Source organism: Nocardia transvalensis, assembly GCF_015477765.1.
Classification (GTDB): Bacteria; Actinomycetota; Actinomycetes; order Mycobacteriales; family Mycobacteriaceae; genus Nocardia; species Nocardia transvalensis_A.
On the sequence record NZ_JADLQQ010000017.1, the window covers coordinates 106,090 to 118,667 of the forward strand.

At 69.7% G+C, this 12,578-nt stretch carries 10 protein-coding genes; 8 read left to right on the forward strand and 2 right to left on the reverse strand.

Annotated features, from left to right (window positions below; translation table 11 throughout):
• Positions 1–8 precede the first annotated feature (8 nt).
• The 4 genes from IU452_RS36315 to IU452_RS36330 all read left to right on the forward strand — a co-directional run bounded on the left by IU452_RS36315 (position 9) and on the right by IU452_RS36330 (position 4,051).
• Positions 9–1,151, forward strand: a complete 1,143-nt coding sequence (locus tag IU452_RS36315) for a zinc-dependent metalloprotease (protein WP_195113790.1) — start codon at positions 9–11, stop codon at positions 1,149–1,151.
• A gap of 2 nt (positions 1,152–1,153) precedes the next feature.
• On the forward strand, positions 1,154–2,140 hold the full coding sequence (tilS, locus tag IU452_RS36320; RefSeq protein ID WP_195113791.1) for a tRNA lysidine(34) synthetase TilS: 987 nt from the start codon (positions 1,154–1,156) through the stop codon (positions 2,138–2,140).
• Positions 2,141–2,210: 70 nt separating this feature from the next.
• The gene (gene hpt, locus IU452_RS36325) at positions 2,211–2,768 is read left to right on the forward strand and encodes a hypoxanthine phosphoribosyltransferase (RefSeq protein ID WP_195113792.1); all 558 of its coding nucleotides are present in this window, start codon (positions 2,211–2,213) and stop codon (positions 2,766–2,768) included.
• Between the two features lie 398 nt (positions 2,769–3,166).
• Complete coding sequence (locus IU452_RS36330; RefSeq protein ID WP_195113793.1) at positions 3,167–4,051, forward strand: LysR family transcriptional regulator; 885 nt, start codon at positions 3,167–3,169, stop codon at positions 4,049–4,051.
• On the opposite strand, the gene IU452_RS36335 is transcribed toward IU452_RS36330, so the two are convergent.
• Positions 4,048–5,412, reverse strand: a complete 1,365-nt coding sequence (locus IU452_RS36335) for an amidase (protein WP_324193021.1) — start codon at positions 5,410–5,412, stop codon at positions 4,048–4,050. The two genes, IU452_RS36330 and IU452_RS36335, sit on opposite strands and share 4 nt — an antisense overlap.
• Positions 5,413–5,635: 223 nt before the next feature.
• Between IU452_RS36335 and IU452_RS36340 the strand changes: the two genes are divergently transcribed.
• The 4 genes from IU452_RS36340 to IU452_RS36355 all read left to right on the forward strand — a co-directional run bounded on the left by IU452_RS36340 (position 5,636) and on the right by IU452_RS36355 (position 11,709).
• The gene (locus IU452_RS36340; RefSeq protein WP_195113795.1) at positions 5,636–8,050 is read left to right on the forward strand and encodes a serine/threonine-protein kinase; all 2,415 of its coding nucleotides are present in this window, start codon (positions 5,636–5,638) and stop codon (positions 8,048–8,050) included.
• Entirely contained in the window at positions 8,047–10,215 is a 2,169-nt protein-coding gene (locus IU452_RS36345; RefSeq protein WP_195113796.1) for a protein kinase domain-containing protein, read from the forward strand. The genes IU452_RS36340 and IU452_RS36345 overlap by 4 nt, the downstream gene beginning before the upstream one ends.
• The gene (locus IU452_RS36350) at positions 10,212–10,919 is read left to right on the forward strand and encodes a cyclase family protein (protein ID WP_195113797.1); all 708 of its coding nucleotides are present in this window, start codon (positions 10,212–10,214) and stop codon (positions 10,917–10,919) included. Before IU452_RS36345 ends, IU452_RS36350 begins: the two co-directional genes overlap by 4 nt.
• Positions 10,920–11,013: 94 nt before the next feature.
• Positions 11,014–11,709, forward strand: coding sequence for a nucleoside/nucleotide kinase family protein (locus IU452_RS36355; protein ID WP_195113798.1), 696 nt, complete (start codon positions 11,014–11,016; stop codon positions 11,707–11,709).
• On the opposite strand, the gene IU452_RS36360 is transcribed toward IU452_RS36355, so the two are convergent.
• Positions 11,685–12,569 (reverse strand): PfkB family carbohydrate kinase, encoded by an 885-nt coding sequence (locus tag IU452_RS36360; RefSeq protein WP_195113799.1) that lies wholly within the window; start codon positions 12,567–12,569, stop codon positions 11,685–11,687. The genes IU452_RS36355 and IU452_RS36360 overlap by 25 nt on opposite strands.
• Between the last annotated feature and the right edge of the window lie 9 nt (positions 12,570–12,578).

Consider the following 12,578-nt stretch of genomic DNA (forward strand, 5'->3'; position numbering starts at 1 on the left):
GGATGACTATGACCGGACCCGGTGACGAGGTGGCTCGAGACCGAGCCGAACGACCCGAACAGGTGGTGGTCGACGTCGCCACCGGTCAGCTGGTCCGCAAACCCAAACGATCGGCGCTGGCCGGTGCGGTGGACTGGAATCTGGCCGCCCGCACCGGCACCGCACTGGTTCCCGCGGGCCCGCGCACCACGCGCTACTCGGCCCAACAGGTGGTCGCCGAGCTGGAGGAGGCCTCGGCGCGGGCGGAGGCCCCGGTCCGCGAGGTCAGCATGCTCGCCGACGACGGCGCGGTGCCCGCGGCGCGAATCGTGGACCGGCCCGGCTGGATTCGGGCCGCGGCCGACTCGATGTCGCAGCTCACGGGGGAACCCGAGGGCGAGCGGGGCCGATTCGCCGGTAAACCGGCGGGGGTGCAGGCCGGGGCGATGCTGGCCTTCCTGTCCACCGCGATCCTGGGCCAGTACGACCCGTTCAGCGGGCCCGACGGCACGCTGCTGCTGGTCGCACCCAATATCGTCGCGGTGGAGCGGGCACTGGGCGTCTCGCCCAGCGATTTCCGGTTCTGGGTGTGCCTGCACGAGGTGACCCACCGCGTGCAGTTCTCCTCGGCGCCCTGGCTGGGCGACTACATGCGCCACAACGTGGAGGTGCTCGGCGACGTCGGCGAGGAGTCGATCAACGAAATGCTGCAGCGGTTGCTCGAGGAGTTGCGCGAGCGCCGCCGCGGCCGGGCCGAGGACACCGACGATCCGGCCAACCGCGGCGTGCTGGGCCTGCTGCGCGCCTCGCAGCCGCCGCCCCAGCGCGAGGCGCTGGACCGGCTGCTGATGCTGGGCACTCTGCTCGAGGGCCACGCCGATCACGTCATGGATGCCGTCGGTCCGGCGGTGATCCCTTCGGTGGTGCAGATCCGGCAGGCCTTCGATCAGCGCCGCCACCGTCCGGTGAATCCCTTGCAGCGGCTGCTGCGCGCCCTGCTCGGGGTGGACGCCAAGGTGGCCCAGTACGTGCGCGGCAAGGCGTTCGTGGACGAGGTGGTCGGCACGGTCGGCATGGACCGGTTCAATACCGTGTGGTCGGATGCGGAAACGCTGCCGCGCACCGACGAGATCGGCGACCCGCAGCGCTGGATCGCCCGGGTGCTGGGCTGACCATGACGCCTGCGCGGGACCTGTCGCGGCAATTGCCCGAGACGCCCGCGGCCCTGGAACTGCGCCGCGCGCTGCGGGATTGGCTGAGCCGTCACGCGCCCACCGGTGTGGTCGCGGTCGCGGTCTCCGGTGGCGCGGATTCGCTGGCGCTGACGGCAGCCGCGGTCGCGGAGGCCGAGGTCGTCGACGCCCTGATCGTCGATCACGGTCTGCAGGCGGGTTCGGCGGCCGTGGCGGCCGAAGCCGCCGACGCCGCTCGCGGGCTGGGCTGCCGCTCGGCGCGGGTGCTGACCGTCGAGGTGACCGGCGAGGGTGGACTCGAGGCGGCGGCCCGGCGGGCCCGCTACGCCGCCCTGGCGGACGCCCGCGACGGACTGCCGGTGCTGCTCGGGCACACCCTCGACGATCAGGCCGAAACGGTCCTGCTGGGCCTGGCCCGCGGCTCCGGCGCGCGCTCGATTCGGGGCATGGCCGAATTCGCCGACCCGTGGGGACGCCCCCTGCTGGGGGTGCGGCGCGAGGTGACCCGGCAGCTGTGCGCCGATCTCGGCCTGCGGCCGCACGAGGATCCGCACAACAGCGCGCCGGAATTCACCCGCGTGCGATTGCGCACCGAGGTGCTGCCGCTGCTGGAGCAGGTACTCGGCGGCGGGGTGGCGCCCGCGCTGGCGCGCACGGCCGAGCAGCTGCGCGCCGACAACGCCGTCCTGGATGAGCTTGCCCAAAAGTTGCTGTCCGACTCGAGTGATGGCACCGCGCTGTCGGTCGAGACGCTCGCCACTGCGCCGGAGGCCCTGCGCCTGCGGGCGCTGCGCGCCTGGCTGCTGGCGGGCGGCGCAAAAGGATTGACGGACAAGCATTTACGAGCGGTGGATGCGCTGGTCACGAATTGGCACGGGCAGGGCGGCGTCGCGGTCGGCGGCGGAAAGCCCGGGATCAGGTTGGTTGCCGCGCGCGAACATGGCAGGCTGACGCTGGCGTTGGCCTGATAATGATCCGGTGATCGGACTCGGGGCGCCGTGATCGGAGAAGAACCTCACCGAAGGGAAACCAGCGCACGTGTACGGGGACGACATCGCGTCGGTGCTGATCACCGAGGAACAGATCAAGGCGAAGGTCGACGAGCTGGCCGAACTGATCGTCAAGCGCTACCCCGCCGATGCGCCGGAAGGCGATCTGCTGCTGGTGGGCGTGCTCAAGGGCGCGATCTTCTTCATGACCGATCTGGCTCAGGCGCTGCCGATCCCGACGCAGATGGAATTCATGGCCGTCTCGTCCTACGGCTCGTCCACCTCCTCATCGGGTGTCGTGCGCATTCTCAAGGATCTGGACAAGGACATCGCCGGGCGCAACGTGCTGATCGTCGAGGACATCATCGACTCCGGCCTCACGCTCTCGTGGCTCAAGCGCAACCTGTCCAGCCGTAATCCCGCCTCGCTCGAGGTGGTGACGCTGCTGCGCAAGCCCGATGCGCTACGCACCCACGTCGAGGTCGCGCACGTCGGTTTCGACATTCCCAACGAGTTCGTCGTCGGCTACGGCCTCGACTACGGCGAGCGGTATCGCGACCTGCCCTACATCGGAACGCTGAACCCCAAGGTGTACAGCGGGGAGTAGTTCCCCCCGCGTGAAAAGCGCTGTGGGGGATGCCAACTCGACCGGCGTGTCCATATCCGACGCGCCGATGATGTGACGAATTTCACTGTTTGGGTACGCTTGCTGGCGTGTCCGTTTCGGGGGGTTGTTGCTGACGCGGTCGTGTCGTGTTCGAGGGGGCTTCGTTCACGCCGCAGGGGGCGGCGGTGGTCCGCGTTACTGCTGATCAGATGATCTTATGACCGCATCTGCCTGGTGGGCCCGAGGTTGGCCAGGGATTCGCGGAGCCGGGTGTGCGGCCGATTCGGTGAGGCCATATGCTGTCATTAACAAACCTGATGGCTGTTTCGGTGCCTCTATTCAAACTCCGAGGTCTGATACGGCTGGATTTCCAAGACCGATTCTGATAGCAAGGGGCTATGGACCCGCATTTGCGCGACTTGCGGTACTTCGTCGCCGTCGCTGAGGAACTGCACTTCACCAACGCCGCTCAGCGGCTGCACATCGCTCAACCCACGCTGTCCCGGCAGATCCGCCAGCTCGAACGTCAGCTCGACGTGGTGCTGTTCGATCGGAATCAGCGCAGCGTCGCGCTCACGGTCGCGGGCAAGGAACTGCTCGAGGGCGCCCGCAAGATTCTGGAACTGTGGGAGGTCACCAATATCGCCCTGCAGGAGGCGGGCGAGGTGCTGCGCGTCGGCATCCAGAGTTCGATCGGCCGCGGCCTGATCGCCGATCTGGAAAGCGCCAGCGGGCATCGGCTGGCATTGCATTCGGCGTCCTGGACCGACCCGTCCAGCGGACTGGCCGGACGGCAGGCCGATCTGGCACTGATGTGGCTACCCGTGCCCGATGTCGGGCGTTACCGCTGGCAGGTGCTGCGCGCCGAACCGCGCTGGGTGCTGCTCCCGGAGAACCACCCGCTGGCCGAGCGCGACACCATCGACTTCGCCGACCTGATCGACGAGCCGTTCATCGCGATGCCGTCGGAAGCGGGTGCGGCGCGCGACTTCTGGCTCGGCAACGACGGCCGCGGCGGTCGGCAGCCCAAGATCGGCGGCGAGGCCGCGACGGCCGAGGAGCGGCTCGAGGCGGTCAGCCTCGGCCTCGGCGTCTGCCTGCTCGCCGAGAGCAATGTGCCGATGTATCGCTGGCCCGGTCTGACCGCACGCGCGGTGACCGGCCTGGCCCCGTGCGAGCTGGCCGTCGCCTGGCGTGCCGACGACGATCGTCCGACGATTCTCGATTTCGCCAACCGCGTGATGGCCGGTGGCTTCGGCCTCCCGGAGAAGGTGCAGGTCTAAGGCGACGTCCGCCGCCACGGCTGGGCGCTCTCGAGCTGGGCGGCCAGCCGCAGCAGGGTGGACTCGCTTCCGGGTGGGCCCGCCAGCTGCGCGGCCAGCGGGGTGCCGGTGCGCGGGTGCAGACCCATCGGCACACTCACCGCGGGCCAGCCGACCAGATTCCACAATGGCGTGAACGGTGCATATCGCACGTTGACCAGCGCATTCGATAGCCAGCTGCGGGTGTGCCAGGCCTTTGCGAGCGGCGGGGGACCGGCCAGGGTCGGGGTGATCACGACGTCGTGTTGTTCGAAGAAGTCCAGCAGTCGGGCCTCGATGCGGTCGACCTGCCCGGGGCGGACCAGTCCGGAGCGCAACACCGCACGGCCGAGGGCCACATGTGTGCGGGTGCGCTTTTGTAGTCGCTCGGGATGCGGGACCACTGTCGCCTCGCGGGCGGCATTGGCCACCCAGCGCAGCGCCACCGCGGTGGTACCGCCCGTATAGGGCAGCGCGGCGGGTGCCACGGTATGCCCGGCCTGCTCGGCGAGCCGCGCGGCGGCACGGGCCGCGCCCGCCCACTGGCGGTCCACCCGCAGCAGCGGTGAGGGGGAGGCGATGGCCAGACCGATGCGCAGCTGGGTCGGCGGTTCCAGTTCGGCCAGCGCCGGGCGGTCGGCCATGACCGACAGCATCAGTGCCGCATCGCCGACCGTCGTCGCCAGCACGCCGTTCTCGGTCATTCCGCCCCAGGAGTCCACGCCGACCTCCGCGGGCACGACCCCGCGGCCGGGTTTGATGCCGAAGACCCCGCAGCAGGCGGCCGGGATCCGGACCGAGCCCAGACCGTCGTTGCCGTGCGCCACCGGCACCAGCCCGGCGCCGACGGCGGCCCCCGAACCGCCGGAGGATCCGCCCGCGCTGTAGCGAATATTCCAGGGGGAGCGGGTAATTCGCTCCGGAGTATCGGTGGCGCCCCACAATCCGAACTCCGGCATCTCGGTGACGCCGACGATCACCGCACCGGCCGCGCGCAGGCGTCGCACCACCGGATGGTCGGATTCGGCGGGGCGGTCGTCGCCGGCGCGCGAGCCCGCGCGGGTCACCTCACCGGCCACATCGACATTGCTCTTCACCGCGATCGGCACGCCGGCCAGCGGGAGGGCCTCGAGATCGGGACGTTCGGCCACGGCCCGGCTCTCCGCGCGGGCGGCGTCGGCGCGGATCAGACTGAAAGCATTGACTTTCGGATTACCGGTGCGGATGCGTTCGAGCGCGGCCTCGACCACCTCGTCGGGCCGGGCCGTGCCGTCGCGCACCGCCGCCGCGATGGCGGTGGCGGTGGTCAGGGCCGGCGTGTCCACCGCATCCTCAGCGCCCACCGCTACCTCCTGAGTGGCGCCGGCGGCGGCGGTCGAAGTCGCGTCCGCTAGCGCGGTGCCCTCGTTGTGCATACTCGTGCCCCCGTCGCGTCGTGTTCGAAATGGGTGTTTCGGTATCGACGCGCAAATTATCATTTCCGACAGTGCTCGGGAATGATGGACTCGGGGTGTGGCGGATTCTATACGGTGACCCGAGCCCCGGCCCGGGTTCGTTAGGTGCGACATGAGCGATGGTTCCGACACCGGCAGCGGTTTCGGGCGCCCCGCGGCCGGAATCGAATTCGGCACCGTGGCCGCATTCGCCGCCGCGTGGGAGTCCGCTGCCCGACCCCCTGAGATCGCCGACTATCTCCCCGACGCCGACACGCTGCGGCTGCACGCGCTGATCGAGCTGATCCGCATCGACCTGCGGCACCGGTGGCTGCGCGCCGTGGGCAGTGCGGGCGCGGGGCCCAAAAGGTTGCACGAATACTGTTCGGAATTCCCGGAGTTGACGGCCGAAAGAATTCCGGCCGGTCTGGTTTACGAGGAGTTCGTCATCCGCCGCCACAGCGGCGAACGTGTCGACCCGCGCGAGTGCCTGCGGGAATACCCGGCACAGGCGGCGCAGCTGCGCGAAATGCTCAATGCCGACGACGAGGACCAGAGCACCCGGCGCGCGAATCCGGAGGCCACGGCCACGTTTGCGCCGACCGCCACGGCCACGTGGGCGGGCGAGGCGACCCGCACCACGGCCGGGCTCGCGGACGACGCCGAGTCCGACGGCTTGGACCGCATCCGAATCGGGCAGCGCATCGATGACTTCGATCTGCTGACCGGATTGGGCAGCGGCGCCTTCGCGCGGGTGTTCCTGGCGCGCCAGCGCTCCCTGCAGCGGCTGGTGGCGGTGAAGATCTCGGCCGACCGCGGCACGGAACCGCAGACCCTGGCCCAGCTCGACCACGACTACATCGTGCGGGTCTTCGATCAGCGGCTGCTCGACGATCCGATCCTCGATGCGGGCATCGACCTGGGCGCCCGGCGGCTTCGCCTGCTGTACATGCAATTTCTGCCCGGCGGCACGCTGCTGAGCGTGCTGCGCTGGGTGCGGGCCACACCGGTGGCGCAGCGCAGCGGCCAGCTGCTGCTGGACGCGGTCGATGCGGCCATGGAGGAGAAGGGGGAGATCCGGCCGACCGATTCCAGTGTGCGGGCCGAGATCGCGGCGCTGTCCTGGCCGGAAACCGTGGCATGGCTGGGGCGGCGGCTGGCCGAGGCGCTGGCCTACGCGGATGCGCAGGGGGTGCTGCATCGCGACGTCAAACCGGCCAATGTGCTGCTCACTGCCGAGGCGGTGCCGAAACTGGCCGATTTCAATATCAGCTTCAGCCGCAACGTCGCCGGGACCAGTCCGGTGTCCTATTTCGGCGGCTCGCTGTCGTACATGTCGCCCGAGCAGCTCGAGGCCTGTCATCCGGGCTACCACCGCTCGCCCGACGATCTCGACACCCGGTCCGACATCTATTCGCTCGGCGTCGTGCTCTGGGAACTGCTCACCGGCGCAAAGCCGTTCGACGACAACACCGCCAGCGAGCACCGCGATGCCACGACGCTGAAGGAGATGTTGGAGCGGCGGTGGCGGGGAGTGGACCCCGCCGCACTGGAACGGGTGCCGTCCGATACCCCGGCGGCGCTGTGCCGGGTGCTGCTGACCTGTCTGGCGCCCGAACGCGACAAGCGCTGGGCCGACGGCTGCGAACTGGCTCAACAGCTGGAGCTGTGCCTGGACGAGCGGGCCCGGGATCTGGTGGATCCGTCCCCGACGAGCTGGCGGTTGCGGCTGCGGGCCTGGTTGGTGCCGGTCGTGCTGCTGGCCATCGGAGTCCCGAATGTGGTTGCGTCACTGTTCAATATCCAGCACAACCGATCGCTGATCATCGAGCGGCTGAGCATCCCGGCGCAGCAGACCTTCATGGTCGTGACCGGTGTGGTGAACGCGGTGTTCTTCCCGGTCGGGATCGCGGTGATGGTGTACCTGTCGCGATCGCTACTCGTCGTGCCCCGCGGCTTGCGCAAAGGCCGCGACTACCCGCCGCAGGTGCTGGCGCGGGCGAGATCGGATGCGCTGCTGCTGGGGGATCGGGCTGTCCTGGTGGCCTTTTCGCTGTGGGGGTTGGCGGCGGTCGTCTTTCCGATCACGATGCAACTGGCGACCGGTGAGGTCACCGTCCGCGTGGTGCTGCACTTTTTGACCTCGCTGCTGGTGTGCGGGGCGATGGCGGTGGCCTATCCGTTCTTCCTCGTGACCTTCTACATGGTCCGCTGCGTGTTCCCGACGTTTCTGCGGCACGGGGAGATCACCGCCGGTGACGCGGCCCACTTGCGCCGTTTGGACCGCCGCTGCACCAGATATCTGGCGGTGGCCGCGTCGGTGCCGCTGTTGGCCGTCGCGGGTGTGACATTCCTGCCGCCGGACGATATTCCGCGGGTGATCGTGCAGGTCCGGGTGCTGTGCGTGGGCGGCATCATCGCCTTCGTCGTCGCCTATGTGCTGTTCCGGGCGCTCGAGGCCGATCTGCGCGCCCTGGAGCGGGTGATCGATCCCGTGGGCGCCCAGCGTCATTCGGATGCCGCGCCGAGGAAAAGGGTCCGGACGTGAATGCGCCGCCGGTGGCGGCGGTCGCCCGATTCGCCGCCGACTGGGAATCCAGCCTGCGCGAGGCCCGGCTCGAGCCGCCCCCGCTGGCCCGCTACGTCCCCGACGGCAGCGCGGTGCGCCTGGCGGTGCTGGCCGATCTGGTCCGCGTCGATCAGCGCCGCCGCTGGCGCCGTCGCGGGCTCGGCAGGCGAATGTCGGAGTACGGCAGGGAATTTCCCGAACTCCTCGGTACCGCGGTGTTCGGGGAGCTGGTGTGCGAGGAATACCTGCTGCGGCGCCGCTTCGACGGAACCGGGCTCGCCGAGTTCTGCGCGGAGTACCCGGACCAGGCACCGCAGCTGCGGCGCCGCTTCGGCGACGCGGTGCACCCGGGTGCCGGTGCCGCCGTGCGGCCGACGCTGCCGCCGCAGATCGAGATCGGCGCCGGACTCGACGACTTCGATCTGCTCACCGCACTCGGCGGCACGGCGCACGCGAAAGTCTTTCTGGCACGGCAACGGTCGATGCAGCGACTGGTGGCGGTACGAGTGGAGGCGGGCGCCGACCACGATCTGCACACGGTCGCCCAGCTCGATCACCAGTACATCGTGCGGGTCTTCGACCAGCGCGTGTTGCAGGCCGCCGGTGCGCCGCTGCGGCTGCAGTACATGCAGTATCTGCCCGGCGGCACCGGCGCCGACCTGCTGCGGCTGCTGCGTTCGACCGGCACGGACGGCGGTAGGCTGCTCCTGCGATCGGTGGACACCGCCATGGAGGCCAAGGGCGAGATCCGGCCCGCCGACTCCAGCGTGCGGGCCGAGATCGCCGCGCTGTCCTGGCCCGAGACGGTCGCCTGGATAGGGCGGCGGCTGGCGTCGGCATTGGATTACGCGGACCACCAAGGGATTTCGCACGGTGCGGTCAAACCGTCCAATGTGCTGTTCACCGCCGAGGGCGTTCCGAAATTGGCCGACTTCGGGTGCGAGCCGGTGACGAGCCGGGCCGTCGTCGATCCCGATGCGCTGCCCTACCGCGCCCCGGAGCAGCTGGCCGGGTTGATCGATCCGACCGCGCCCCTGCCGGACGCTCGGGCGGACATCTTCGCCCTGGGCGTGCTGCTGTGGGAAATGCTTACCGCCACAAGGCCGTTCGATGACCCCGCCCCCGACGATCCCGAACCGGTCGTGACACTGCTGCGCGAGCACGGCGCCGGTGTCGATGCGCGGGCGCTGGGGACGCTGCCGCCGGATACGCCCGCCACCTTGCGGCGCGTGCTGCTGGGATGCCTGCACCCGGAGCCGGAGCGACGCTGGCGTTCCGGCTTCGAACTGGCCGCGCAGCTGGACCTGTGCCTGGATCCGCGGGCCCGGGATCTGGTGGATCCACCGCCGACCAGCCTGCGCTACCGCGCCCGCGGCTGGCTGCTGCCGATCGCCGCGCTGTGCGTCGGCGTGCCGAATCTGGCGGCCAGCGTCTACAACATCCGGCTCAACCAGATCCTCATCGTCGACCACCTGTCCACGGCCGACCAGGGGCGCTTCCAGACGATCGCGCTGGTCAACAATGCGATCACCTTTCCGCTCGCGGGCGTGCTGATGCTGCTGCTGTGCCGCCGCCCGCTCACCGCGGCGCTGCGGCTGGCCCGCGGTCGCCGCTATCCGCTCGCGGAACTACCGCGGGCGCGGGCCCAGACGCTCTCGATCGGGGATCGGCTGGTGTGGGTGCCGTTCGCGATGTGGCTGGTGGCCGGGATGGCGTGGCCGATGGCGCTGATGCGCAGCGGGGTCGCGCTGCCGTCACGCAATTTCGTGCAGTTCTACACCGCCCAGGTGGTGTGCGCGGCCATTGCGCTGGCCTACCCGTTCTTCCTGGTCACGGTGTATGTCGTGCGGTCGGTGTACCCACAGCTGCTGGTGGCCGGTCCGGTCGGACCCGAGGACGGACGGCAGCTGCGGCGGTTGGCGCGGCGCAGCAATTTCTATCTGGCCGCGGCGGCCTCGGTGCCGCTGCTGGCGGTGGCGAGTGCGACCTTCGTGCCCGCCGACCAACTGATGCTGGTACTCGGGCCGGTGCGGATGCTCAGCGTGGGTGGCATTCTGGCATTCGTGCTGAGCTACTGGCTGTTTCGGCTGTTGGAGGCGGATCTGCGGGCACTGACCCGCGCGATCCCGAGGGGTGGGCGATGAGTGCGCCGTTCACCCGGATCGTGAATCTGTCGCATGTGCACGATCCGGCGACCACGCCGCTGTATCCGGGCGATCCGGCCTTCACCCTGGAGACGGTGGCCACCATCGAGCGGGACGGCTACTACCTGCGCTACATCCAGCAGGGCGAGCACACCGGGACCCACTGGGGTGCGCCGAGACACTTCGACCCCGGCGGACCGGCCGCCGACGAACTCGATCCCGAGGATCTGTTCCTGCCGGCCGTGAAGATCGATGTCCGCGAGAAATGTTCGGTCGACCGGGATTACGCGATCACCGTCGCCGATCTGCACGCGTGGGAACAGTGGCACGGGCGCATCCCGGCCGACGCCGCCGTCATCGCCTGGACAGGCTGGGATGCCCTGTGGGGCACGCCGGATTTCCGCGGCATCGGGGAATCGGAGGGCCACCAGCCCGGATTCGCGCCCGAGACGCTGCAATGGCTGCTGGAAACCGGACGCCTCGGTCGCCGCGGTGCGCTGGGTATCGATACGTTCGGACCCGATCTCGGTATCGACGACGGCTACCGCGTCTCCAGGCTACTGTACCGCGAGCACCGGATCGGCCTCGAATGCCTGGCCAATCTCGCGGCCCTGCCACCGGTCGGGGCGTGGGTGCTCGCCGGTGGGCCGATCTATCGGGGCGGATCGGGCGCCCCGGCAAGCATTTTCGCCCTACTCCCATGACTGTCGCGGGCGTCTTCCCTGATCGCCGCGAGGCGCCCTTGATGCTGCCGCGAGCCGCGTGCTCGCGGCCGGGGTTCGCCGGTAGGGTCGGTTCGTGGTCCGCGATGACGCCGAGGTCTCACTGGAGAAGCTGGCGGCCCGGGTGCGGGGCCGGGCGGCCGATCGCCGTGAGCGGTACGTGGTGGGCATCGCCGGGCCGCCGGGGGCCGGGAAATCGACGCTGGCCGGTGCGCTGCGAGACACCATCAACCAGCAGGCCGAGGCGCCGGCCGCCGAGGTGGCGCCGATGGACGGATTTCATCTGACCAATGCCGAGCTACGGGTGGCGGGTGCGTTGGCGCGCAAGGGGGAGCCGGACACCTTCGATGTCGGCGGTTACCTCGACGGATTGCGGAAACTGCGGGAAACACCGCCGGGACAGCCGGTCTCGTGGCCGATCTATGACCGACGGCGGCACGAACCCGTGCCCGGCGGGGTGGTGTTCGACCGCCAGACCATCGTGATCACCGAGGGCAACTACCTGCTGCTCGACGATTACGGAACGGCCGGTTGGTCGGCGGTGCGCGAATATCTGGACGAGAGCTGGTACCTGGACGCGCCCGTGGAAGATCTCCGCCGCCGCCTGCTGCGCCGCCATATCCGGGGCGGCAAGAGCCGCGAATTCGCCGAAGCCAAACTCGCGCAGAGCGATCTGATGAATGTGGAATTGGTGAGCGCGACCCGCGACCGCGCAGATCTGGTGCTGCGGGCGCACGGGCGCCGCGGCTACGTCGTGGGCGGCCGATCGTAGTGCCGCATCCATTCCCGGGTGCCGAGATGACGGCAGGAGCGGGTGGCGACCTCGGCCGCGCTTCGCACTGCGACCGGGAATGGTTGTCCCGCACCATAATAGTGGCAGAAGGCGCCGTGCAGGATATCGCCCGCGCCGAGCGTGTCGACGACCGGACCGTCGGCGACGGCGATCTCGCCGCGCTCGCCGGGCATCGAGTACGGAATCGGCTTGCCGCCCTGAGTGATTGCCGCGCACTGGATACCGCGGGCATGCAGGTACTCGAACAGGACGTCCGGGCCGGTGCCGACATCCGGGGGCGCGAAGGCCGATGAGCAGATCGCGATATCGGTCAGAGGCAGCAGATCGGCGTGGGCGTCGCGCCAGCGTCCGGCATCCAGCGCCACGGTGATTCCGCGTTCGCGTGCCGCGGCGGCGAAGCCGACGGCCAGCTCCGGGTAGTGGCCGTCGATGAGCAGGATCCGCGCATCGTTGATCGGCCCGAGCAGGCCCGGCGCGAACGAGGCCGCGATCGCCGAACCGTCCAGCGACACGATCGTCCGGGTGCCCGCCCGGGTCGCCACCACGATCGACGAGACGGGCGGCCGATGCGTGCCGCCCGGCGTCACATCGACCGCCGCCACCCCGTACTCGTCCAGATCGCGGTGGATCACCTGTGCCAGTTGATGTTCGCCGAGCGCGGTGATCAGCGCGGGCGTGCGACCGGACAGGTGCGCGTAGGCGATCGCGGCATTCGCCGCCGGGCCGCCCGCGCCCAGGAATTGATCGTGGGCCTGGGTTTTGCTGTCCTCGGCGGGGTATCGGTCCACCGCGTAGGCGATATCGAGAGTCGCGAGGCCTACGAAAACCGCTGTCGCCATGGACCGACC

Coding starts and splice junctions, on each gene's coding strand:
- IU452_RS36315 (WP_195113790.1), top strand. CDS start 9: ATGACCGGACCCGGTGACGAGGTGGCTCGAGACCGAGCCGAACGACCC.
- tilS (WP_195113791.1), top strand. CDS start 1,154: ATGACGCCTGCGCGGGACCTGTCGCGGCAATTGCCCGAGACGCCCGCG.
- IU452_RS36330 (WP_195113793.1), top strand. CDS start 3,167: ATGGACCCGCATTTGCGCGACTTGCGGTACTTCGTCGCCGTCGCTGAG.
- IU452_RS36340 (WP_195113795.1), top strand. CDS start 5,636: ATGAGCGATGGTTCCGACACCGGCAGCGGTTTCGGGCGCCCCGCGGCC.
- IU452_RS36350 (WP_195113797.1), top strand. CDS start 10,212: ATGAGTGCGCCGTTCACCCGGATCGTGAATCTGTCGCATGTGCACGAT.
- IU452_RS36360 (WP_195113799.1), bottom strand. CDS start 12,569: ATGGCGACAGCGGTTTTCGTAGGCCTCGCGACTCTCGATATCGCCTAC.